Raw genomic sequence first — 25,008 nt, forward strand, 5'->3', positions numbered from 1 at the left:
CATTATTGGAGCTTAGATGTTTAAATTTATTTATAAAAAATGAACAAAAAAGGAATTTTTTTATTATAATAGAATATTCTTAATTAAAGGTTTTTTTAAGTGAGGGGGTTTTGTAATTGAATATTTATTCTAGATTAATTTCCCGTTTTTATCCAGTGTTCTTAAAACAATTTAACCAGAAAATTACCAAACTTGCAACCAAAATAGGAATAAATACTAAAAACAAAAGTGTGCTCTTTGAAAGTTCTTTGACTGTGGAGCCTGCTATAAGGGAAAGGAACATCTCTTTTCTTCTTAGTTATGATTGCCATTTATATGAGGTTAGTTACTTAGGCATTCCACTTAAATATAAACTTAAGCCAGTACGCTTTTACAATGGTCTACAGCTCGTTGTAATTGAGCTTCCTATGTTACCGAATGCCAACACAAAAATTAATATCACTTTTAAGTATTATTGTACCCAAAATGATTATATATCTTTCAATAAAGGGAATTTTTTATTAAATAATAATGCTGGTTTCTTTCCACATATCCCTACTGGAGATAGTTATGAGTGCGAAGCAGTTATAAGCATGCCTGAGGGGTGGAACTTAATGACAGGATGCATAGAGGTAAAAAAAGATATTAAGTATAGTGGACAAGTAGTCACTGTGGTTGGGGATAATAATGGTCTATCTTTTATTGGGTATCCGTCTTTAAGAACAAGTGATAGTTATGGTGGTATGAGTATTAATCTTTTATATCCTAGGCAGTATCTAAATCAAGCTAGACTTTTAAATAGTTTGACTAAAGGTTTAGCTGATTATTTCCTGACTAACTTAGGGAAAGGTTCTATTGATAAAGTTAATATCGCTGTAGTCCAGGGGGCTTTTGATCCTTATTTTGATGGCAGTAACATTGTTTTCCCTTGTGAGTGGTTAGATAGTATTAAAAGCTTGGGTAAGACCCCTAAGGAAAGGGAAAAGCTTATATTCAGGGATTTATCAGCTTTGGTTAGTAAAATGTGGTGGAGCCAGGTAAATGTTAAACACCCTGATGATGTATGGTTAAAGGATGGGTTTAGTGAGTACTTTGCTCTGTTGGCAATAGAGAATAAGTACGGAAATACAGATTTTCGCCACAAAATCAAGGAGTTACAACTACTATATAGAGAGAGTCGTGGTTTCTTAGAAGGACTGACTTTAAGAAATGCGTCCTATGGAATGGGTAAAGAATTAGATGGGGTATACCCTTTGAATATTTTATTGATTCATCTATTGCATTTTGTATTGGATGAAAATTTCTTTTCTTTTAGCCAAAAATTTATCAGTTGGAATGATTTGAGTTGGGATAATGTTGAAGAGTATATACATAAAGTATCTGACAAAGATATCAGTTGGATACGTGAGTGTTATATTTTAAAACATAATAACGTGAACACCAATCTGGCAAGAATTGATTATGATGGGATAGTGCTGAAGGGCAATATGGGTATTGAACATAAGGTTGAATGAGCGGAAGAGGTCAAGAAAGCAGAAGGAATGGTATAAAAAATCGCCCAAGTTTTTTGTTCTTGGGCGTTTTTTTATAAACCTAGTTCTTTATGGTTCTTCTGCATGGCTTTAAGACCGATGTCGATAAACTCTTCTAGGGTTAGTCCTATTTCTTCGCATTTAGCTATTTGCTCTCTGTTTGCACCTTTTGCGAAGTGTTTTTCATTGAAACGATTAAGAACGAATTGAGTGTCGATGGAGTTTAGTTTTTTGTCAGGGTGTATTAGTGCAGATGCCACAATAAGTCCCGTTAGTGGATCTGAGCTATGTAGGGCTTTGTCTAGCTTTGTTATTCTTTCAAACCCATGGGCTTCATTATGTACCTTCACTGCATAGACAATTTCTGGATTTATGTTATGTGATTCAAGTATTTGGGCACCTAGTATGCTATGTTTTTTAGGGTCGTCTGCTGTTTGGTCGTAGTCAATGTCGTGTAGGAGTCCTGCGAGGCTCCATTTTTCTTTGTCTTCATTGAAGTTTTCTGCTAAGTGTCCTAGTACATATTCAGCAGCTAGCATATGTTTTACTAGGTTTTTGTTTTTAACATGTTCTTTTACAAGTGATAGTGCTTGTTGTCTTTCCATTGGTTTTGCCTCCTTGGTGCTTGTTGTGTGGTTGTCCCAACCTAAAGGGTGGGCTACAAGTTTGTGGTGGGTGTACCAACAATTACTGCTGGGGTTCGTTGCGTGGGTCCGGGCAGGTACGGAGCCCTGCGCCCTACAGTATTGGATGGTTTTGTGGGGTGGCCAACCCTGAACGGTGGGCTACAGTTTGTGTGGGTGGTGTCTAACAGATGTGGATTAGTTCTGATGTGTCTTGGTTGAAGTTGAAGCCTGCTATTTCAATATCCCTTGGTATTAGTGGATGTTTTTTCAGTAGGTCTACCATATCAATCACGTTATCCTTTGAGTCACAGAATGTTTCAAACCATTCTTTCAAGTCCCCTAATTCTTCGATGGCTTTAGGCTCTACACCCCTTGCTATCATTTTTTCTGTCAGGATTTCAACATCAAGGTTAGCCATACCACAGTCTGGATGACCTATAACCATTATTTTGTCTACTTTTAAGGCAAATATAGCAACTATTAAACTTCTTAATTCTTGACCACGCATGTTATTTCCTGCTGTTTTTAATTCTATGGCATCTCCACGGTCAAGCCCTAAGGCTTTTTCTAGCTGTAAGGTTAGCCTTGTGTCCATGCATGTTAAGATTGCGACCTTTTCTCTAGGGTATTTAGGCAAACAACATTTGCATTGTTCCCCTTCTCTTTCTCTGTATAGTTTATTAAAGTGCATTACCCTTTCAAACAAATTATTACTTTCCAATTTAATTAGACTCTCCTTTTTATTAGATCTTACTTAAAAAATCATATATTTGATTAAATACTTCGTCTCTACCATTTTCCACTGTTATCATATGGCTTCTTTTTTGGTAGAACTTAATTTCTTTTATGTGTGATTTGACATTTTTGTATATATAGTCAGCACTCTTAGGTATCACCACATTATCTTCATCACCTTGGATGATTAGTATAGGATGCTTGACTTTTGATAGGTTTGATTTAACTAGGGTTATTAGTCGTAAAAGACTTGATACTGATTTGATTGGTGTTTTATCATAGCTAAAGATTGGCACGTTAAAATTTGGTTTGCGTTTTTTCTCTTTGAACCTTCTTATATATTGTAGTATGGGTGTAAAGTATGCTTTTTTGTCCACAAGGTAAATGGGTGCAGATATGGATACTATCCCTTGGATTTCATATTTCATACTTAGATATAGGGTTATGCATCCTCCCATGGAGAACCCTACCATATATACTTCTTTGTATTTTTCCTTTAGGCTTTTTAGGGTAGCTTCCGCTGTGCCAACCCAGTCCTTCCATGTTGTTTCTTCCATTTCTTCAGGTGTAGTACCATGCCCTGAAAGTAGTGGGCAGTATACGGAAAATCCTTTTTTGTGTAGGTATTTTCCTAGAGGTTCCATTTCTGTGGGTGAACCTGTAAAACCATGTATTAGCAGCACAGCTTTATTTTTATCCCCATGATATCTAAAGGGTTCAGCATTTTTTTGTCTTATAGCCATTAAAATCCCTCCCTTAATAAAAGTATACTCCTCTGACAGGGTGAAGGCAACTTTTTTTGGGGTAATTTTCGGGGGTTCCAAGGCTGAAGCCTTGGCTACAATTGTACGTAGGTGTGACGGCGGGGGATTTTTGTGGGTCCGGGTAGGTTCGGAGCCCTACCTTACAGTACTGGACGATTTTTGCGGGGGTTCCAAGGCTAAAGCCTTGGCTACAATTGTATGGTGGGTGGTAATGGGGTGGGAGTTTTGTGGGTTGCCCACCCTAAAGGGATGGGCTACAATATGTCGTTGTAGGTGTTGGATAGGTGGTGCAAAGTGAGTACAAGAAGCCATAAAAGCAAAAACTCCCCGGAGCTTCTGCTCTGGGGAGTTTGTTTGAATTATAGTATTCCTGCTCCAAATAGTGGGGCGAATACTAGGGATACGATTGTCATTAGTTTGATTAGGATGTTGATTGATGGTCCTGAGGTGTCTTTGAATGGATCACCTACAGTGTCACCTACTACTACTGCAGCGTGGGTATCAGTACCTTTACCGCCGTAAGCTCCACCTTCAACATATTTTTTAGCGTTATCCCATGCTCCACCGGCGTTAGCCATCATGATAGCCATAAGTACACCACTGGAAAGTGCTCCCGCTAGTAAACCACCTAGTGCTTCAGCTCCTAGTAAGAAACCGATGAAGATAGGTACACCTACTGCCAATAGACCTGGAACAACCATTTCTTTGATAGCAGCTGCAGTTGAGATTTCAACACAACGTGCATAGTCAGGCTTAGCTTTTTCTTCCATGATTCCTGGGATTTCTTTAAATTGACGACGAACTTCTTCAATCATTGCGAATGCTGCTTTACCAACAGCTTCCATGGTGATTGCAGAGAACAAAAATGGAAGCATAGCTCCGATAAATAATCCAGCGATTACTGTCGCGTCTGTTAGGTTAATAGATTCTAATCCTACTGCTGCAGTAAAAGCTGAGAATAGTGCTAGAGATGTTAGAGCTGCAGAGCCGATAGCAAAACCTTTACCAATTGCTGCAGTTGTGTTACCAACAGCATCTAGTTGGTCAGTGATTGCCCTTACACTCTTATCTAAGTGAGCCATTTCAGCGATACCACCAGCATTGTCTGCAATTGGGCCGTAAGCATCAACAGCGATAGTCATACCAGCAGTTGCTAGCATACCAACAGCAGCGATAGCGATACCGTAAAGTCCAGCAAATCCAAATGCTACTAGTATGGCGATAGCGATAACGATAATTGGTAACATCGTACTTCTCATACCTACAGCTAGTCCACTAATTATTGTTGTAGCTGGACCAGTTTGACCAGCTTCAGCAATACCTTGAACTGGTTTGTGGTCAGCTGAAGTATAGTACTCAGTAATTCTACCGATTGCTAGGCCTGCAACAAGACCAGCAACGATTGCGAAGAATACTCCGTTTTCGCCAGTTAGGTTGGCGTTTATAAAGTATGCTGCGATTAGTGTAAGCACACCACTTACAATGGTACCTGTCTCAAGGGCAGAACTTAAGCTCTTTCCTTCTTTTGCTTTAACAAAGAATGTACCTACGATAGAGAACACAATTCCTACTGCAGCAAGTGCTAGTGGAAGCATAATTCCATCTATGCCAAATTGGTTAACACCAAGTACCATTGCAGCGATAATTGAACCAACATATGATTCGAAAAGGTCAGCACCCATACCAGCAACGTCTCCTACGTTATCACCAACATTATCAGCGATAACAGCTGGGTTTCTTGGGTCGTCCTCTGGGATACCAGCTTCTACTTTACCTACAAGGTCAGCTCCAACGTCAGCAGCTTTGGTGTAGATACCACCACCAACTCTAGCGAAAAGAGCTATTGAACTTGCACCTAGTGAAAAGCCATTAACTATAGATGGATCTTCAAAAATTATGTATAGTACACTAACTCCGAATAATCCTAAACCTACAACAGCCATACCCATTACAGCTCCACCGTTAAATGCAACTTGAAGAGCTGGGTTCATACCTTCTCTTGCAGCATTAGCAGTACGAACGTTAGCTTTAGTAGCAACACGCATACCGATGTTACCAGCAACTGCTGAGAAAATAGCACCAATTAGAAAAGAAATTGCTGTTTGAATTCCTAAGGCTGGTACTACTGCTAGTACTATAGCAACAACTGCTACGAAGATAGATAGTGTCTTGTATTCTTTACTTAAGAATGCCATTGCTCCTTCGTGGATAGCATCGGCTAATTCTTTCATTCTATCTGTACCAGCGTCAAGCTTGTTAATTTTTTGCGATAGTATGAATGCGTAAACCAGTGCTACTATTCCTAGAATAGGAGCTAAATATAGGTAGATATTTTCCATGTGGTCATTTCCTCCCTTTTGATAGAAAAAAGTAGTTACAATAGAATCACCCCAACTATTGTTAGGGTGGGTGGGTAATTTTATCGCCCTAATAAGAAAGATAACAATACTGAGCTGATCATAAATAGAACAGCTACGTATTTAGTGATCTTAGATAGCTTTTCGTCTAAGGTTTTTGTTTTGAATGACTGTGTTCCGCCACCGCCGATAGCGCCTGATAGTCCACCACTTTTACCGGACTGTAGCAGTACTCCAGCTATTAAACCTATAGCTAACAGGGCATGTATTATTTGAAAGATTAAATCCAACTTCCCCACCTCCTTGTTTGGATACTATTGTATATTTTTATTATTATACCATCTGTAATTTTACCATATCGACTGGTAAATAGCAACTTTTAAACATTGAAATTGAGTATTATTATGCCCACAATTCCGGGTAAAATTCAAAGGCAGCGCAGTAGTTTAGCGGCAAGCAGTTCACGAAGCGGATAGATCAAAGCTAATTCGGGTCTTTGACAGTTGTTTAGATAAAGTTCTCGTAATCCTTGATATAGGTTTATTTTCTGTCATACTTTATTTTAGTCCACATGTAATATAGTATAGGTAATTGTTGATTAGGGTGGATAAAATAAAAGAGGCTACAAATTGTTAATTCAAAAAAATGCTTGCATCTTTATATGTGGTTAAATCTGTTTACGAAAATGGAAAGCGCTCTTCTAAAGATGTTGAAAATCTCGGCACTGTTGCTGATTTAGAAATAAGGTTGGGCCAAACTTGTTGCCCCTGGTAAATCTTAAATCAAGTATCATCAATCCGAGTGCGGTTAACAAACCCTACCACAACTTTTTTAAAAGGAGAAGGAAAATGTCGGTCATGGTATGAATTTAGTGAACATAAAAAAGGCATCTTTTTTATAGATGCCTTTTTTATGTTCACTAGCAGTTTGTATTTTTATATTTTTCGTTTAGTAAAGCTAAAGAGAATAAAGATCCTAGTACCCAACTAGGTATAAAGTACAAACTTATGTTTAGTAAATGCTCTGCAGGAAAACTTGGATTTACTGAAATTAGGAGAACTAACCATATAACAGCACCTACTCCCTGAATGATTTTATAGTATTTTTTACCAACGATAGGTATGGCAAACGTAAAAAATGCTAGTAATATAGCCAAATAATTCAAACCTCCCTTGATTATTGTTTTATCCTAAGTGAGTCACGTCTTTCCATAAAAGTTCTATATGTAGAACCTTCATATATGGGCACATAAAACATATTGAAAATTTGAGCATTATCATTTAAATTCCTATTGATTCCTTGGTTTATATATAGCCTACTCCTCAAACCAAAGAGAGCATTGGCTTGGGTCAATCTATGATTGTTAAATTCTACAGCATGACTTTTTCGGTTCAGTGACCAATCATACGTATGATAAGTTAAGTTCCCTTCTGAAGCTCTTAATCCCAAATCAGAACCATTACTTAAAACTATGTTTATAGTTGCAAGAAGCGCAGAATTTGGATTAAATATAGTAGCAAAAGAAGAAGTTACAGCACCTAGTTTCGCAACATTTGAAGCAAGAGCCCTCTGTGAGGCGTTCTGTCTGTATCCATAATAACCACGAAATGTAATATCATTATTATTAGAATTGTTAATACTATGGAGAATTTTAACTGATTTACTACTCCCAAAATCCCCCAAATTTAGCATGTTTGAATTTACAGGAGCTCTACCCATTTCTGTTTCAGTCCATTTCCGGTTTATAAATACTTTAGAAAAAAAATTACTCCCAAACCCATGTGTTGGATAATAAGACTCGATGTTCATTTGAGTAATAAATTCAATGTGATATTTCTCCGTTAATTGTAACCAAACAGACCAAGCTGGGTCATAATACGAAAAAGTCCGCTGAGTACTATACCTATACAATCTCTGAATAAAATCTGGGCCAATAAAGGAAGATGTTGGAGGAACGCTTAAGATGTTGAATTCACTAGATACGTTATCATTATGAGAACTTAAAAGGTTTCCATTGGAATACTCCCAATATCCTACTTCTTCTAAGTTTTCTTGAATAGGATCAATGAGTTTATGGTACCAAAATTCATTATCAAATGCTTCATCATCGTTAACCTCGTTAATTATGTCGAAACTCAAATGTTTGTTTCCTCTTATATTATCTATTTTAGTCTCTAAAATTATAAATTCTCTTGTGTTTTTCCTCATTAAATACAATCTGAGGAGTTTGGTTCCACTTTTTACGTCGTGGTATATTAACTCTCTTTCGTCGATCTTATCTGAGTTAATAATACTAAAATGTATTACATCAAAGTTATTCTCTAAATCTTCAAAAGAAGCTGCAAAACCATCAAATGAGTTAGCTTTAAATAAATCTCCTTTAAGTTTAATAGGATAAGTATTGTTATCATAACTAATCTCCCCATGAAATCGAACTAGCGATTTATTAATAACAAAATTTTTAACATCGAGGTAAACCTCTTCGGTAACTACAAAAGTTCCCTCTTTTGAGAAATTTAAATCGACTACTCCACGTATGTCTTCAAACTGTCCTTTTGCATGAATCAAACTACTCAGCCCCAAATTTACAAACATAATTAAAACAATAGTTAATACACATATAACCCTTTTCATATTATCCCTCCCAAAATGTAATATTAATAGTTATTCTACTCTCTCTAACAATAATCCTGCAAGAATGTATTAATTATTTCTAAATTTATAATATTCTACCAGTATGAGCTGTTGTAATTTTTTTTATTATTTAACTGTATTTATTTAAGAAAATACTCTTAAATAAATTTTTTAGAAATTTATAATAATTATACCAAATTACATAGTATAGATTTTCTCATCTTTAAGGGCTTTTATATATGTGTTAATCTGTGTTGATCCTTGGCTGTGTTTGCTTTTATTTAATTAAGGTCCGTGGCTATGGTTTGTGAACAACTAACGATATTAGAAAACCCAAGGGGAGGTTGGCCCTTGGGTTTTCTTGGGATTGTTTAGTTTGTTATAACTCAAGAAGGTATTAATTTAATATATTATATATATTAAAGGAGATTATTGTAAGTTATAGAAGGCTGTTAGGCCTGGGTATTTTGCACTGAAGTCTAGCTCGTCTTCGATTCTTAGAAGTTGGTTGTATTTTGCAACCCTATCTGTTCTTGAAGGCGCACCAGTTTTGATTTGACCAGCGTTAGTTGCTACTGCTAGGTCAGCTATTGTTGAGTCTTCACTTTCACCTGAACGGTGTGAGATTACGCAAGTGAAACCTGCTCTTTTAGCCATTTCGATACAATCTAATGTTTCTGTTATTGTACCGATTTGGTTAAGCTTGATTAGGATTGAGTTAGCTGCTTTTCTTTCGATACCTTCAGCTAGTTTAGCAGTGTTTGTAACGAATAAGTCGTCACCTACGATTTGAATTTTGTTGCCTAGTTTTTCAGTAAACTTAATCCAACCTTCCCAGTCATCTTCAGCGAAGCCATCTTCAATGGAGATAATTGGGTATTTTTCTACTAGATCAGCGTAGAAGTTAATCATTTCTTCTGAAGTCTTAACTACTCCTTCGCCTTCTAGGTGGTAATTACCGTCTTTATAGATTTCAGTTGCAGCTACGTCTAATGCTAGTACTACGTCTTTACCTGGTACGTATCCAGCTTTTTCGATAGCTTCAATAATAACTTGAAGTGCTGCTTCGTTAGATTCAAGGTTTGGTGCGAAACCACCCTCGTCGCCTACTGCAGTGTTAAGGCCTTTGCCTTTAAGAACTGTTTTAAGGTTGTGGAAAATTTCCGCACCCATTCTAAGTCCTTCTTTGAAGTTTTCAGCTCCAATGGGCATAACCATAAATTCTTGAATATCAACGTTGTTATCAGCATGTGCTCCACCGTTAAGGATGTTTAGCATTGGAACTGGAAGAGTTTTAGAGTTAACTCCACCTAGGTATTGATAAAGTGGCAATCCAACGTATTGAGCTGCTGCTCTAGCTACTGCCATTGATACTCCTAAGATAGCGTTAGCACCAAGCTTACCTTTGTTAGGAGTGTCATCAAGTTCGATTAGGATGCTATCTATACCTGTTTGATCTGTTGCATCAGCACCTTCTAGTGCAGGAGCAATGATTTCATTAACGTTGCTAACTGCCTTTTCTACACCTTTACCTAAGTAACGGCTGTTGTCACCATCTCTTAGTTCTACTGCTTCGTAAGCACCAGTTGATGCTCCTGATGGAACTATAGCTCTACCTACGATACCATCTTCTAAAATTACTTCAACTTCTACTGTTGGGTTACCCCTTGAGTCAAGTACTTCTCTACCATAAACTTCTAAAATTGTGCTCATTTACTTACCTCCTAAGATTAAAATAGTGTTTTTCCTGACATTTCTACAGGTTGTTCAAGACCCATGATCTTTAATACAGTTGGAGCGATGTCACAAAGTGCTCCTTGTGTTAATTTTATATCACCTAAACCAGCCACTATTAAAGGAACTGGGTTGGATGTATGGGCGGTGTGAGCCTTACGGGTTTTTAAATCTAACATTTGATCTGCATTACCGTGGTCAGATGTAAGCATTACTACACCGTTTTTCTCTAGTACTTTAGGGATTACTTGAGAAATACAGTCATCCACCACTTCGCATGCTTTAACAGCTGCTTCCATGATACCAGTATGTCCTACCATATCAGGGTTAGCATAGTTAATTAGGATAAAATCATAGTTACCATTTTCTATTGCCTTTATCACTTCTTCAGTAACTTCATATGCACTCATTTCTGGTTTCAAATCATATGTTGCAACTTTAGGTGATGGTATCAACAATCTTTCTTCTTTATCATTTGGCGCTTCTACTCCACCGTTAAAGAAGAAAGTAACATGGGCGTATTTTTCTGTTTCGGCAATCCTTAGTTGGTTTTTATTAGCTTTTGCAAGTACTTCCCCTAAGGTGTTGTTAATGTTTTGGGGCTTGAATGCAACTGGCACTTCTAGGGTTTCATCATACTGAGTGAAGCAAGTATAATGAACTTTTGGAAATGCTTTGCGCTCTAGGCCTTCTAAATTTCCATCAACAAAAGCTCTAGTTATCTGTCTAGCTCTATCAGGTCTGAAATTGAAGAATATCAGTGAGTCTTGGTCTTCTATTTTTTTGCCACCAACTATTACAGTGGGTTTTACGAACTCATCGTTCTCGTCACGGTCATAAGCTGTGTTCAAAGCTTCCATGGCAGTTTCAACTTTGTAGCCTTGACCTTCCACGTAAGTTGAATACGCAAGGGAAGTTCTTTCCCATCTTTTATCTCTGTCCATGGCATAGTATCTACCTGATACTGTAGCAATTTTGCCTAAACCGATTTCTTTTAGCTTTTGTTCAAGTTCTTCTATATATTTAGCTGCACTTCTAGGTGGCACGTCCCTGCCATCTAAAATTGCGTGAATGTAAAGTTCGGTAAGGCCTCTTTTTTTAGCCAATTCTACCAATGCAAACAGGTGCTTTAGATGGCTGTGTACTCCACCATCAGATAATAGCCCCATTAGATGTAGTGCAGAGTTGTTCTGGATACAATTTTCCATACTGGCGTTTAGCTCTGTGTTATCAAAGAAATCACCATCGGATATTGATTTTGTTATTCTAGTAAGTTCTTGATAAACAACCCTTCCAGCACCTATATTTAAGTGACCAACTTCTGAGTTTCCCATTTGGCCTTCAGGAAGACCTACACTTAACCCGCTTGCTGCAAGTGTTGTAGCTGGGTATTGTTTAGAAAATTGATCGTAGTATGGCTTGTTAGAGTTAACTATGGCGTTTCCTTCTGCTTCTTGGCTTAAGGCCCATCCATCAAGAATCATTAGTACTACAGGTTTTGGTGTATTCATTTTTGCCAACTCCCTACTAAAACTTCGTTAAGTCTAGGAATGATTTTACAGTTAGAGATGCTCCTCCAACTAATGCTCCGTCAATATGTTCCATACTCATATATTCTGCTATATTTTCAGGTTTTACACTTCCCCCGTATTGTATGCGGATTACACTAGCTACTTCAGCTCCTGCTAATTGTTCCACAACTGAGCGGATATATCCTATTGTTTCATTAGCGTCTTCCTTTGTAGCTGATTTGCCAGTTCCTATTGCCCATACTGGTTCGTATGCTATTACTACTTTTTGAATTTCTTCAGCAGTTAAACCTTTTAGTCCTTCAACCGTTTGGGTCTTGCATACTTTTTCTGTGTCCCCATTTTCCCTCTCCGTCAATGTTTCACCCACACACATGATGGGATACATTCCCGTTTCTAAAACAGATTTAACTTTTTTATTCACTAGTTCATCTGTTTCTTGGAAGTACTGACGTCTTTCTGAGTGACCAATTATACAGTAGTCTACCCCTATGGTTTTAAGCATACCTGGTGATATCTCGCCAGTAAAAGCACCTTGACTTTCAAAGTGAACATTTTGTGCTCCTAAATTTACACTGCTATCCTTTAATAATGCAGATACACTTTCCAAACTTGTAAAGGTTGGACATACAACTAGCTCCACATCCTTGGTAACATCAAATGTTAAAAGTTCCTTTACAAAGTCTGTTGCTTCAAATACAGTTTTATGCATTTTCCAGTTTCCAGCGATTATAGGCTTTCTAGTGTTTGACATTATTAGAACCTCCCTACTTATCTTTTAAGCTTTCCACTCCTGGCAATACTTTACCCTCTAAATACTCTAAGGATGCACCACCACCTGTGGATATATGGCTCATCTTATCAGCTAAGCCTACTTTCTCAACAGCAGCAGCAGAGTCTCCACCGCCAACTATACTAATAGCGCTGCTACTAGCTAGAGCTTTTGCTACACTTTCAGTTCCCTTTGCAAAAACGTCCATTTCAAAAACTCCCATCGGACCGTTCCATACAACTGTTTTAGCGTTTGTTACACGGTCTGAGAATTCTTGTGCTGCTTTAGGTCCGATATCTAGGGCCATCCATTCAGCTGGAATTTGATCTGCTGGCACAACTTGTGTTGCAGCATCGGCAGCAAACTTATCTGCTACAAGTAAATCAGATGGAAGAAGTAATTCAACGTTTTTCTCTGCAGCTAGTGCTAGTAATTCTCTAGCTAATTCAACTTTATCTGCCTCAACTAAAGATTTGCCTAGTTCGTAGCCCTTAGCTGCTAAGAAAGTGTTTGCCATTCCGCCACCTATTATTAGGGTATCTACTTTAGATAGAAGGTTTTGGATTACGCCTATTTTATCACTTACTTTTGCTCCACCGATAATTGCTACAAAGGGTCTTTGTGGGTTTTCCACAGAATTACCTAGCATTTCTATTTCTTTTTCTAGTAAGAATCCAGCAACTGCTGGTATGAATTCAGCTATACCTGCTGTGGAAGAGTGGGCTCTGTGAGCAGCTCCGAAAGCGTCGTTTACAAATATTTCTGCAAGTTCAGCCATTTGTTTAGCTAATTCTTTATCATTTTTCTCTTCACCTGGCATAAATCTAACGTTTTCTAGCAAGATTACGTCTCCGTTTTGCATCTGAGCGATTGTTTCTTTTACATCTTCGCCTACAACGGTTTCAGTTATCTTTACTTCTTTGTTAAGGTGTTGTGCAAGCCTTTCAGCAACTTTCTTCAAGCTAAATTTTGAATTAAATTCACCCTTAGGTCTTCCTAGATGGGAAGCTAATATTACTTTTCCACCTTGTTCCACCAAATGTTTGATTGTTGGTAAAGCAGCTCTTATGCGGGTGTCGTCAGTAATTTCACCATCTGCCATAGGAACATTAAAATCAACTCTAACGAATATTTTTTTACCTTTAGCATCTATATCGCGTACGGACATTTTATTCATAGTGAGGACCTCCTTAACTTGTTTACTGCAATTTTTGCGGGTCACGGGCAGATTTGAGCCCTGCGCCCTACAGTATATGGGATGATTTGTATTCACCCACCCTAAAGGGATGGGCTACAACTACTAAGGCTGAAGCCTAGGCTCAACAGTCTTATTAAAATTCTATAAAGAAAAAGGGACAGGGATTGACCCTATCCCCAGATCTTACCATTTCATTTCTAGAAAATCTAGTTTTTGAGTTACATTCTTTCTGACATGTAAAGAATTAAGTCTACAACACGGCAAGAGTAACCCCACTCGTTATCGTACCAAGAAACGATTTTAGCCAAGTTGCCTTCCATAACCATTGTTGATAATCCATCAATAATTGAAGAGTATGGAGATCCTTTGAAGTCTGTTGATACTAGTGGCTCGTCTGTGTATTGTAAGATTCCTTTTAGATGTTTTTCAGAAGCTGATTTAAGAGCTTCGTTAATTTCTTCTGCAGTTGCTGGTTTAGCAAGTTCTACAGTCATATCTACAACAGATACTGTAGGAGTTGGAACCCTCATAGCAAAACCATTGAATTTACCTTTAAGTTCTGGAAGTACTAGAGAAACTGCTTGAGCAGCACCAGTGGTTGTTGGGATGATTGACATACTTGCAGCTCTAGCTCTTCTTAGATCTTCATGAGGAAGGTCTAGTAATCTTTGGTCATTAGTGTATGAGTGAACAGTTGTCATAAGACCTTTTACGATACCAAACTCATCGTTGATTACTTTAGCAAATGGAGCTAGACAGTTAGTTGTACAAGAAGCGTTTGATACTATGTGGTGGTTTGCTCCATCATATTGATCTTCGTTAACACCCATAACGATGGTGATGTCTTCGTTTTTAGCAGGTGCAGTTATAATTACTTTCTTAGCACCAGCATTGATGTGTGCTTGACATTGATCTTTCGTTCTGAATATACCAGTTGCTTCGATTACAAAATCTACTCCATGCTGTCCCCAAGGAATGTCAGCTGGGTTTCTATGTGCAGTTACCTCGATTTTCTTACCATCTACGATAATGAAGTTATCTTCTACTTTAATGTCTACTTGGAATGTTCCATAGTTAGTGTCGTATTTTAATAAATGTGCTAGGGTTTTTGCGTCAGTTAAATCATTGATAGCTACAATCTCAATATCTGGGTTGTTGTGAGCGATTCTTAACACCCTACGTCCAATACTTCCAAATCCGTTAATACCTACTTTTACAGTCACAATAAACTCCTCCTTTTATTTACCTTTAATGTACTTCTTCTATCCAAAGCCTATTATTTAGGCTGGGATTAACATAATTTTAGTAGTTCTAATGCAGCGCCTTCGTCGGTAATAAGTACGTGTTGTCTATGGTTTAGAGCTACTGCTTTAATTGCCCTAGCTTTGTTACTTCCACCTGCTATTGCTAGTATTACTGGTATCTTTTGTAGATCAGAAAATCTTATTCCAACGCTATTTGCATGGTAGACAATTTTTCCTTCTTTTTCGAAATAGTAACCAAATGCTTCGGCCACTGCTCCATTATCCAATAGATGCTGTATACTTTCAGGTTCACAGCCTCTTCTTTTAGCCATTTGAATGGCATCCCCTACACCATGAATAAGTATATTAGCTTTTTTTATAGCAGCTATTGCATCTTTTATCTTAGGATCTTCGTATAGTTTTTCCATGGTTTCTAGTTCTAAATTATCTGGTACATGGAGCATTTTATAGCTACCACCCAGTTGAGATGCCAGTGCAGCCACTATGGTGTTTGCTTGGATTTCCACTTCTTCTCCTAGGGCGCCTCTACCAGGAACTACCATTACATTTTTGTTAAGTTTAGGTAGGTGCTTTGGGATAGTCGCTATGGTAGAACCACCTGTTATGGCTAATATGTCTCCATTGTTAACCATTCTTTGTAATACTTTTGCAGCAGCTCTACCTAGCTCCCCTTTTATAAGGGGGTCTTTAGAACTATCGCCTGGCACGATAGTAACTTGACCTATGCCAAGTTTCAATTCCAGTTGTTCTTCTATATGTTTTAAGCCTAGTAGTTCCTTCACATATTCAGACATGGATGCCAATAAGCTCCATCCACTTTGTGTTAAAGACATTCCAGTTGCATTTACATCTATTAAACCCTGGTCTTTTAGGAAATCAACCTCTGAACGCAAGATGCGTTCTCCTAAGCCTAGTTGCACTGCAAGTCCCCTTCTTCCAATGGGTTCTAGATGACCAATACTTCTGAGTATATTATGCCTTTTTTTTATTATTTCAATTGTTTCTGGGGCAATTTTCTTTTGTATAGCAATAATATCTTTCATGATTTTGCCCTCCTATTTCTAATAGGACAAATTCAGTCCCACTGATTACTTTTTTGTCCCACTAATAGTAAAAAAAATAATTCCCTGAATTAGTATATGTAATGCATTCCTTTATTACACCTTTATATTATCAATGATTTCAGGAGAAGTCAATAGGTTTTCTGGAAAATAAAATGAAGTTTTTGGGCCAGGGTTCTAGGGGAGGGGCAGGAGCCCCTAATTAAGTTCGTCGGCTTCCATTAAGATGTTTAGTAGGTTGTTGTAATTGCTTCCTTGATCTTGATGGTGATGTCTTACAAGGTAAATAATTTCTTCTTGTACGTTACATTGTTTTAGGATCTCTGCCCCTATTTCTGGGTGGTTGTAATACCCGTTCATGAATTTCATTTTACCAGTGAGCCTCATTGCACTTTGTCTGTTTATTTTATCAAATATTACTGCTACAGATTTAGTTACAGGATTTAGACCCATGTTTAGCTTCCCTAAGTCGTGCAGCAATGCTGCTTGCATTATTGTATGTTTTTGTTCTTCATTTAACTGTTCACTGAACTGCTTTTGGATTGTTTGGGCCACATCAATACAGTGGCGTTGCTCAAATACTGGTAGCAGTAAGAATAGTTCTTTTAGGCGTTTTTGATCTCCTAGGTATTTGTTCATTAATTCATAGTCTTCTTTTGTTATTCTAGCAGTTATGCTTTTTATAAACTGAGTGATTCTTTGAGTCATGGGATACCTCCGTTGGGAAAACATTGTTGTTGCCATAGGCGGTTATGAAATAAGATAAAACTAAAGACCTTGCCTTGGCTAATAGTAAAGGGCAGGTTTCTCCCTGCCCTGGTATCTTGCTGTTTGCTGACTACTTTTATTTATATCTTTTCCTTTTAGATGATGATGGTATATTGCCTTCGTCTCTGTATTTTGCAACTGTCCTTCTGGATATTGTTATACCATCTTTTTGTAAGATGTCGGCTATTTGTTGGTCACTTAGTGGCTTTGAAGTATCTTCTTTTTCTATCATATCATAAATTCTTTGTTTTATTCCAAGTGTAGCTATTTCTCCATCACCTTTGTCTAAGCTACCGCTAAAGAAATATTTCAATTCATATATACCCCTTGGGGTGTCTGCGAATTTGCCGTTTGTTGCTCTACTTACTGTTGATTCGTGAATTTCTAAATTTTCCGCTACATCCTTTAGCCTAAGTGGCTTAAGGTGTTTTACTCCATGCTTAAAGAAGTCCTTTTGGTATCCCACTATATACTCCACTACTTGCTGCAATGTTTTTTTCCGTTGTTCGATAGCTTTAATCAAGTAAAAGGCATTATTTAGTGTTTCTTTAATATATTGTTGTTCTTTTTCACTACCTGTATTAAGAAGTGATTTATAGTAGTCGTTTATTTGTAATTTTGGTATTGTATTGTCGTTTACCATTATGATGTATTCGTCTTGGAAGTCTAAAACCGTTACATCTGGTTGTATATATCTGTTATCCATTGTTGAAGCAAAGGCAAGCCCTGGCTTTGGGTTAAGTTTTTTTATGAAGTCAACAATTTTTTGTACATCTATCAGTGGCAAACCTAGTTTTTCCGATATCTTAGGCAGCTTCATATCTGCCACTAATTCTAAGTAGTTGTCTATTACGTCATAGGTTTTAGGGGGACTATCTGTTCTGAATTTTACTTGTAAGAGCAGACATTCTTTAAGGTCCCTTGCACCGATACCAGGTTCAAGCTGTTGCACTATTTCAAGGACATTTTCTATGGATTCTTCATCTACACCAAGATTTTTTGCTAATTCGTTAATTGGTGTTTTCAAATAGCCTGTATCGTCTAAACTGCCCACAATGTATTCAGCAATTTTTTGATCTTCTTTCGAGAGATCTAGGATCCCTAACTGTTGTTCAAAGTACTCTAAGAAGGTAATGTCTTTGCTAGTATAGGTATCAAAGCTGTCTCTTTCGATTACTTCTTTACCAAAGCTGATCTCCCCATAGTCGCTTATCCCATTAAAGTATTCTTGCCAGTCAACAGGTCCTTTAACTTCTTTTTCTGGTTGGTACTCATTTTTCACTTCATCTTCTGTAACTTCTAAAACTGGGTTTTCCTCTATCTTTTGTTGGACATATTCTTGAAGTTCAAAGGCAGGCATCTGTAATATCTTTATGGCTTGTTTTAATTGGGGAGTCATTAATAGTTTTTGTACCTGTTGCATCTGCAAACTAAAATCCAGCTTCATTTTCTCCCTCCTATAACTCTTTCTAATAAATATTATATTCGCTATGGCATTGCTTTTATCCTTCAATGTTTTTTATTGCGTTAACACTTTCAATCATTACGTTGAAAGTAATCATTTAAACAAGAATTATTTCTAACTACATTGCATATTGTTATTATATATCAAAATCACATTTTCGAACATATTTTGTTTTTTTAATTGAAGCTTTAATTTCTAACTATTTCCATATTTACATATATTCTAAATTATGTTACTATTTAGTTAGTTTTTAAGCTTTTTTAACAATATCTTATAGGGGGAGAGGATTGTTATGAAAACTGGTATTCATCCTAAGTATCAAGCAACAACTATTCAATGTGTTTGTGGGTCTACCATCGAAACTGGTTCCACAAAAGGTAGTTTGAAGGTGGAGATTTGCTCCAACTGCCATCCTTTTTATACGGGAGTCCAAAAGGTGGTAGACACAGCTGGAAGAATCGAGAAGTTCCAAAGAAAGTATAGGCCGGGGGTTAAGAGCTAGATTTTTAAGTTGCATTTGATAGTTAAGAATCTGTGATAATTTAGATTTAATAATAGACATATCATAAAAACGGCCATGTGGCCGTTTTTATTTATGTTTCAACCCTTTTTATTTTTTTGTTTATATTTGCCAGTTCTTATTTCGTCTGCAATTTTTTCAATTCTTTTTAGTCTGTGGTTTATTCCCGATTTTCCTACTGGTGGATTGAGTCTCTCACCTAGCTCCTTAAGACTTAGTGATGGATCATTTAGTCTCTCTAGGGCTACTTCTATAAGTGATTGGGGCAAGCTGTTTAATCCTATTGTTTCTTCTATATAGTTGATTTGCTCAACTTGTTTGTGGGATGCATCTACTATCTTATTGAGATTTGCAGTTTCACAGTTTACAACTCTATTTACCTGGTTACGCATCTCTTTATATACCCGTGCATTTTCAAAGGTAAGTAGAGCGTTATGAGCTCCTATCACGTTTAAAAAGTCCACTATATCATCACTATCTTTTAGGTATAGCACATAGTGACTTCTTCTTTGAAAGCTTTTTACGGGTATTTCGAAATGCTTACATAAGTCAACTAGATATTCACAATGATTTTGAGATCCTACATTTATTTCACAATGATATGTTGTGCTATCTGGATTGTTCACAGATCCAGCTGCTAAAAAACTTCCCCGAATGAATGCTCTTTTACAACATTTTTTTCTAAGGAGCATTTTATGTATTCTCTCTTTTACACCCTCATCTCTACCAAGAAGGTGTAATATATCCAACAAATTTTCCACGTTTTCCTTACCACTTACTTCTACTAAATAGCTATTATTTTTCTTGAGCCTAGTTTTACGTTTTACAAATATACTACCATTTATGCTGAATGCGTCCTTTATGAGGGTGTAGATTCTTTTTGCAATTGTGGCATTTTCAGTGGTAACGTTTAGTACCATTCCCTTAGAATTTATCTGAACCGTACCATTAATAAGAAACAGTGCAGCCAGTTCACTTTTTATACAGCAGTCATGACTTTTTATCCTACATAGTTCTGATTTTATATCTGAAGCGAAGGACATATTGATCACCCTTTAATTTTTAATACCTAAATTATATCAGATACGGGGCTTTGATTAAAGTTAATTTATTTCCAGTAATGGTTATATTTTTTTAAGTTTGTGGTGATAATATAGATGGACGAATGAAAGACATTCACTTTTCATACCCCCTTAACATTGCAGGGGAGACCCTGCAACCCCATTTATCTTTCACGTAGGTAATAATTAAAGGAACCTTTTTTACAAGGTTCCTTTAATTATTTTTTGTCATATAATTTTCTTTCTAAAAGTAGCTGGTCTATTATGCTTTTCCCTGTATAGTGATTTTCCAGTAGATTTGATAATATCATATTTGCTATTTTGTCAGGGTTGTGACGTACTTGAGATGTGTCAGCTAAAAGGTTTCCTTGTAGTACCTTAACCTTCATTTTTCCTAATCTTTTAGGATTGATTTTAACTGTTGATGCGTTTTCTAATAGATAAAGGTGCTTTTGCCTTGATGATATATCTTTGTTATTTAGCACTATGTAGTCAACTATCCCAGGAAAAGTATGTTTTTCTATTGCCTCTACGTGGTCTGCAGCACCGTAACCTTGTGTTTCTCCCTTTTGGGTCATTATGTTACATACGTAGTAGACAGGCACTTTACATTCTTTAATGGCATTTCGAACATCATTTACCAATAGGTTTGGGATTATACTTGTGTACAAGCTTCCTGGTCCTAAGATTATGGCATCTGCATCTTTTATTGCTTCAATGGTATCCTTTAGAGCCCTTGCGTGTGTGGGTATAAGTGTTACACGATCGATTGGACTTTGGGTATTAGGAATTTTAGATTCACCTCTGACTATTGAACCATCCTTAAGCTTAGCCTGCAACGTAACATTTTCTAGTGTTACTGGTAGCACTTTTCCCCTTACTGCAAGTACCTTAGCAGACTCTTTAACTGCTTGCTCAAAACCTAGTATCTCAGTGAATGCAGCTAAGAAGAGATTTCCAAAGCTATGTCCTTCAAGGCCTTTACCTGAAGTAAATCTATGTTGAAATATTTTTTCCAATAAAGGTTCTGCCTCGGATAAAGCTATAAGACAGTTACGTATGTCACCAGGTGGCAACATACCCATCTCTCCCCTAAGCCTACCTGAGCTTCCTCCATCATCTGCAACTGTTACTACGGCAGTTATGTTTGAGGTATAGTTTTTTAGACCCCTTAGAAGGACTGAAAGACCTGTTCCACCACCTAATACTACAAGCTTTGGTCCTCGACTTAGATGTCTTCTGTTATACATTATATCCACAAGTTTATCGTCTGTGGGTATTAAAAATCTTAGTATTGCTTGATTTGCTTTAATTGTTGCTATTGTAAGCAAAGCAAGACTAAATAAAGCCATTATTATACCTACTATATATGTATACTGACCTAAAGACTCAAAAACTTCGCCGAAAATAAACCTACCCAAATAACCTATATTGTTAAACCCCAGTATTATTGTGGAAAAGCTAAATAGTAATAAAGCCAGTGAAATTATTATCACTGTTATCCACCTTTTAATTCCAAGGCCAGGATACAGCCACTTTAAAAGATCCCCCATATTTTGTTGCCCCCCAAATTGTATTTTATCTTATTTGCCTTTGTCTATGTCTCTGTTGTATATTTTTACTCTCTTTCCATCCCGCTCTAGTTTTTCTTTTAATTTGTTTGAGATTGTAACTGATCTATGTTTTCCACCTGTACATCCTATGGATATTACAAGTTGACTTTTTCCCTCGTCAACATAACACGGGATAAGAAAGTCTACCATATCTTCTAGTTTTTGTAAAAACTCTGCGGTTTTGTTGCCAGCCATTACATATTCTTGAACACTTTTATCGTTTCCTGTATAGTGCTTAAGCTCGGGGTCATAAAATGGGTTTGGTAAAAACCTCACATCAAATACCATATCCGAGTCTATGGGGATTCCATATTTAAAGCCAAAGGACATTATGGTTATACTTAAACCTTCTTTTTCACCCTTTTTTGTAAATATTTCTTTGATTTTTGCTATTAACTGATGACCAGTAAAATTTGATGTGTCCAATACTAGATTGGCTCTGTCCTTAAAAATTTCAAGTATTTCTTTTTCTTTGTTTATCCCATCTATAATTCTTTCATCTAGTGCCAGTGGGTGGCTACGCTTTGTTTCTTTAAATCTTCTTATTATGACATCATCATTTGCCTCTAAAAACAAAATATTAACTTCCATGGGCATGTTTTCAAGGACTTTTTGTAGATCTTTAAAGAACAAGCCTCCTCTTATGTCAACAACGATGGCAACTTTATTGATATTACCTTCTGATTGATTACATAGATCCGCAAACTTTGGTATAAGCGCGGGAGGCAGGTTGTCAATACAGAAATATCCCATATCTTCAAAACTCCTAAGTGCCAAGGTTTTACCTGCCCCAGACATTCCTGTAAGTATTACAAACTCCATATGTCTTTCCTCCCTTAAATACTGTTTATTATGACCTCTTTAGGTATATTGAGCTCATTAGCTAGTTTTATTCCTTCATCCATTACTCCCACATCCTTTGGGTGATGTGCGTCTGAGTTTATATAGAATTTTACCCCCTCATCTAGGGCTGTATCAACAAAATCTTTTAATTTATGTCCTTGCCTACAGTTAATTTCCAGTGCTGTATTTCTTTTTGCACACACCTTTGCTAGTTCATGGGTGTCGATATCAATCTTATGTCCAGGGTGTGTAATTATGCTTATATCATGTTTATTTATTGCGTTTATCATGGCTGTGGTATTAAGTTTTCTTGCTATTTTTTTTCTTGAACTACTGAATTTTGCCATACAGTTATTATACAAAATTGGAAGGTAGCCCCTAGAAGGGATTATGTTTGGGTGGAATCCAACAAGTAACATGTCTAGTCTTGGAACTATTGTCCTTGGAACATCAATGTTCCCTTCTAAGTCTAGGATGTTAGCCTCCATGTTGAAAAGTATCTTAATCTCCTTATATTTATCTTTTAAGTCTTCTATTTGATCTGCTATAACATGTAGCTTTTTTTCAGATACTCCAACAAAAAGGGTCTTAGGACCATGTTCTGCTATCCCTATTTCTTTCATCCCCCGTTGGATTGCGCTAATAACATTTTCTTCTACAGTGCCTTTGGCATGACTGAAGTTTGTATGTGTATGATAATCACCTATGATTTTCACTAGGAATTCCTCCTAAAATAAGGGTTTTTATCATTATGCCCGTAATTATGTAAAATAAAAAGCGGTTACCCGCTTTTTTATTTTATAAGGGCTGCTGCTCCTATTATTCCTGCATCATTTCCTAGTTGAGCAGCTACTATTTCAACGTCGTTGTAAAGGTCTTTCAAAGCTCTTTCTTCTACTACCTTTTTAAGAGGTACAAAAAGCGTTTCTCCAGCTGCTGCTACGCCACCGCCTATAACTATTAGTTCTGGGTTTAGTAGGTTTATAACATTGGCTAGTGCAAGACCTAAGTATCTTGCAACATCTTCAACTATTTTGTTAGCTACAAGGTCGCCCTCTTTAGCAGAGTCAAAAACTTCTTTAGCAGTTAATCCAGTAAAGTCTTCTCCTTGCACATAATTGTTAAGGATAGTCTCTTTACCTTCTAGTACAGCGTCTTTAGCAATTCTTGCAATTCCAGGTGCTGCTGCTAATGTCTCTAAGCAACCTGTGTTACCACAGTTACATTTTGGGCCATCTTCTAAAACTGTTACGTGCCCTAGTTCTCCTGCAGTTTGAGCCCCGTGGAAAATATCTCCATTTAGTATAAGACCTGAACCTACACCGGTTCCTAATGTTATACATACGATATGCCTTTTATCTTTTCCTGCTCCTGTCCAAGCTTCACCTAAGGCTGCAGCGTTAGCATCGTTATCTATGTATGTAGGGATATTAAACTCTTTTTGTAGTATTTCTTTTATGGGTACATTTTTCCAAAATAAATTTGGTGCGAATTTTACTATTCCATTAGGGATGTCACAAACACCAGGTACACCTATACCTATTCCCTTATACTCTGCCCTTGAGTCATATTTTTCAATTAGTTCTTTAATGGTTCCAATTATCCTATTTACTGTTCCTTCTTGTCCTTCTTTTGCCATAGTGGGGTTTGAGATCTTTAATAATATCTCCCCTGAGTTGTTTACTACAGCTGCTGCTATGTTTGTACCTCCAAGATCCACACCAATTCTCAAATTCATCATTTTCCCTTTTCCTCCTCTTTATACCTTACTTAATTTCTAAGTATCTTGCTCTGTTCCTTGTTCTTAAAAACTCTTTGATTTTTGCTATATCAGTATTTATTATATGATCTTTTGTAAGACCAACATTTTCAATCAAACCATAAGCCTTTTCAAAGTTTCCTACGTCATATGATATATGTGCATCACTACCAAGGGAAACTTTCCAATCATTCTTCACTATCTCCTTGGCAAATTCTAAGCAGTTTTCAAAGCTCCCTTTTCTGCTTCCTCCATGGGTTAATGAGCTGTTGTTTATTTCTATTAATACATTATGTTCCTTTGCTGCCTTAACAACTTTCTCAGGATCGATAAGGAATTCTGGGTTTCCTGGATGTACTAATATATCAATCTTTGAGTTTTTCATGGCGTTTATGGCAGCCTTTGTATTTTCTTCCACACTCCCTGGGTCAAAGCACAGGTAGTGGAATCCACCTAGAACTATGTCTAAATTGCGTTGAAAGTACTCAGGCACATCTATGTTACCATCTTGATCTAAAATATTTGCTTCCACGCCCTTTAGAATCTCAACTCCATGAATTTCTTCGGGCAGTGCACGTAGGTTTCCGAAGTGATATAGGTGTGGAGCTCCAGGCATTTTGGGACCGTGGTCTGTCATGGCTAGCATCTCTAAACCCTTGTCACTAGCTCCTTTAGCCATTTCTTGTATTGTACTGTATGCATGGCCACTAGATATTGTATGTGTGTGTAGATCAGCTAAAAATTTCATCAAAAACACTCCTTGTTAGTGCTTAGCAGTTGGCTTTTAGTTTTT

23 protein-coding genes are annotated in these 25,008 nt (G+C 37.0%); 2 read left to right on the plus strand and 21 right to left on the minus strand.

Features of this window, described 5'->3' with window-relative positions; genetic code table 11:
• The first annotated feature begins 116 nt into the window (after positions 1-116).
• Positions 117-1,493 (plus strand): hypothetical protein, encoded by a 1,377-nt coding sequence (locus tag HYG86_RS06130; protein ID WP_213168028.1) that lies wholly within the window; start codon positions 117-119, stop codon positions 1,491-1,493.
• 71 nt (positions 1,494-1,564) lie between these two features.
• On the opposite strand, the gene HYG86_RS06135 is transcribed toward HYG86_RS06130, so the two are convergent.
• The 15 genes from HYG86_RS06135 to rpoN all read right to left on the minus strand — a co-directional run bounded on the left by HYG86_RS06135 (position 1,565) and on the right by rpoN (position 18,401).
• Positions 1,565-2,116 carry an HDIG domain-containing metalloprotein gene (locus HYG86_RS06135; RefSeq protein ID WP_213168029.1) on the minus strand — a complete coding sequence of 184 codons (552 nt, stop codon included), beginning with the start codon at positions 2,114-2,116 and terminating at the stop codon, positions 1,565-1,567.
• Between the two features lie 202 nt (positions 2,117-2,318).
• Positions 2,319-2,858 (minus strand): beta-class carbonic anhydrase, encoded by a 540-nt coding sequence (locus HYG86_RS06140; RefSeq protein ID WP_213168030.1) that lies wholly within the window; start codon positions 2,856-2,858, stop codon positions 2,319-2,321.
• A gap of 22 nt (positions 2,859-2,880) precedes the next feature.
• Positions 2,881-3,615: an alpha/beta hydrolase gene (locus HYG86_RS06145; protein WP_213168031.1), complete on the minus strand. Its 735-nt coding sequence runs from the start codon at positions 3,613-3,615 to the stop codon at positions 2,881-2,883.
• 380 nt (positions 3,616-3,995) lie between these two features.
• Positions 3,996-5,975: a sodium-translocating pyrophosphatase gene (locus HYG86_RS06150; protein WP_213168032.1), complete on the minus strand. Its 1,980-nt coding sequence runs from the start codon at positions 5,973-5,975 to the stop codon at positions 3,996-3,998.
• Between the two features lie 80 nt (positions 5,976-6,055).
• Positions 6,056-6,283 carry a preprotein translocase subunit SecG gene (gene secG / locus HYG86_RS06155; protein ID WP_213168033.1) on the minus strand — a complete coding sequence of 76 codons (228 nt, stop codon included), beginning with the start codon at positions 6,281-6,283 and terminating at the stop codon, positions 6,056-6,058.
• A gap of 629 nt (positions 6,284-6,912) precedes the next feature.
• Positions 6,913-7,149: a hypothetical protein gene (locus HYG86_RS06160; protein ID WP_213168034.1), complete on the minus strand. Its 237-nt coding sequence runs from the start codon at positions 7,147-7,149 to the stop codon at positions 6,913-6,915.
• 20 nt (positions 7,150-7,169) lie between these two features.
• Positions 7,170-8,627: a hypothetical protein gene (locus tag HYG86_RS06165; protein ID WP_213168035.1), complete on the minus strand. Its 1,458-nt coding sequence runs from the start codon at positions 8,625-8,627 to the stop codon at positions 7,170-7,172.
• Between the two features lie 429 nt (positions 8,628-9,056).
• Positions 9,057-10,340: a phosphopyruvate hydratase gene (gene eno / locus HYG86_RS06170; protein ID WP_213168036.1), complete on the minus strand. Its 1,284-nt coding sequence runs from the start codon at positions 10,338-10,340 to the stop codon at positions 9,057-9,059.
• Positions 10,341-10,357: 17 nt separating this feature from the next.
• Positions 10,358-11,872, minus strand: coding sequence for a 2,3-bisphosphoglycerate-independent phosphoglycerate mutase (gene gpmI, locus HYG86_RS06175; protein WP_213168037.1), 1,515 nt, complete (start codon positions 11,870-11,872; stop codon positions 10,358-10,360).
• 16 nt (positions 11,873-11,888) lie between these two features.
• Complete coding sequence (tpiA, locus tag HYG86_RS06180; RefSeq protein WP_213168038.1) at positions 11,889-12,644, minus strand: triose-phosphate isomerase; 756 nt, start codon at positions 12,642-12,644, stop codon at positions 11,889-11,891.
• 13 nt (positions 12,645-12,657) lie between these two features.
• Entirely contained in the window at positions 12,658-13,839 is a 1,182-nt protein-coding gene (locus tag HYG86_RS06185) for a phosphoglycerate kinase (protein ID WP_213168039.1), read from the minus strand.
• Positions 13,840-14,078: 239 nt separating this feature from the next.
• A complete protein-coding gene (gap, locus tag HYG86_RS06190; protein ID WP_213168040.1) occupies positions 14,079-15,083 on the minus strand; it encodes a type I glyceraldehyde-3-phosphate dehydrogenase in 1,005 nt (334 codons plus the stop codon).
• Positions 15,084-15,151: 68 nt separating this feature from the next.
• Complete coding sequence (locus HYG86_RS06195; protein ID WP_213168041.1) at positions 15,152-16,168, minus strand: sugar-binding transcriptional regulator; 1,017 nt, start codon at positions 16,166-16,168, stop codon at positions 15,152-15,154.
• A 216-nt stretch (positions 16,169-16,384) separates the two neighbouring features.
• On the minus strand, positions 16,385-16,894 hold the full coding sequence (locus HYG86_RS06200) for an HD domain-containing protein (protein WP_213168042.1): 510 nt from the start codon (positions 16,892-16,894) through the stop codon (positions 16,385-16,387).
• Positions 16,895-17,030: 136 nt separating this feature from the next.
• Positions 17,031-18,401: an RNA polymerase factor sigma-54 gene (gene rpoN, locus HYG86_RS06205; protein WP_213168043.1), complete on the minus strand. Its 1,371-nt coding sequence runs from the start codon at positions 18,399-18,401 to the stop codon at positions 17,031-17,033.
• Between the two features lie 310 nt (positions 18,402-18,711).
• Here rpoN and rpmE point away from each other — a divergent pair, with 310 nt between their 5' ends.
• Entirely contained in the window at positions 18,712-18,921 is a 210-nt protein-coding gene (rpmE, locus tag HYG86_RS06210) for a 50S ribosomal protein L31 (protein ID WP_213168044.1), read from the plus strand.
• A 98-nt stretch (positions 18,922-19,019) separates the two neighbouring features.
• Here the strand turns inward: rpmE and whiA are convergent, their stop codons facing one another.
• From whiA to HYG86_RS06240, 6 genes are all read right to left on the minus strand, one after another.
• Positions 19,020-19,982 carry a DNA-binding protein WhiA gene (gene whiA / locus HYG86_RS06215; protein ID WP_213168046.1) on the minus strand — a complete coding sequence of 321 codons (963 nt, stop codon included), beginning with the start codon at positions 19,980-19,982 and terminating at the stop codon, positions 19,020-19,022.
• A gap of 236 nt (positions 19,983-20,218) precedes the next feature.
• Positions 20,219-21,553 carry a gluconeogenesis factor YvcK family protein gene (locus tag HYG86_RS06220; protein ID WP_213168048.1) on the minus strand — a complete coding sequence of 445 codons (1,335 nt, stop codon included), beginning with the start codon at positions 21,551-21,553 and terminating at the stop codon, positions 20,219-20,221.
• 30 nt (positions 21,554-21,583) lie between these two features.
• Positions 21,584-22,435 carry an RNase adapter RapZ gene (gene rapZ / locus HYG86_RS06225; protein WP_213168049.1) on the minus strand — a complete coding sequence of 284 codons (852 nt, stop codon included), beginning with the start codon at positions 22,433-22,435 and terminating at the stop codon, positions 21,584-21,586.
• A gap of 14 nt (positions 22,436-22,449) precedes the next feature.
• The gene (locus tag HYG86_RS06230) at positions 22,450-23,172 is read right to left on the minus strand and encodes a PHP domain-containing protein (protein WP_213168051.1); all 723 of its coding nucleotides are present in this window, start codon (positions 23,170-23,172) and stop codon (positions 22,450-22,452) included.
• A gap of 77 nt (positions 23,173-23,249) precedes the next feature.
• A complete protein-coding gene (locus HYG86_RS06235) occupies positions 23,250-24,197 on the minus strand; it encodes an ROK family protein (protein ID WP_213168053.1) in 948 nt (315 codons plus the stop codon).
• 25 nt (positions 24,198-24,222) lie between these two features.
• Positions 24,223-24,963, minus strand: a complete 741-nt coding sequence (locus HYG86_RS06240) for a phosphatase (RefSeq protein WP_213168055.1) — start codon at positions 24,961-24,963, stop codon at positions 24,223-24,225.
• Positions 24,964-25,008: the final 45 nt, after the last annotated feature.

This window comes from Alkalicella caledoniensis, from assembly GCF_014467015.1.
GTDB lineage: Bacteria > Bacillota > Proteinivoracia > Proteinivoracales > Proteinivoracaceae > Alkalicella > Alkalicella caledoniensis.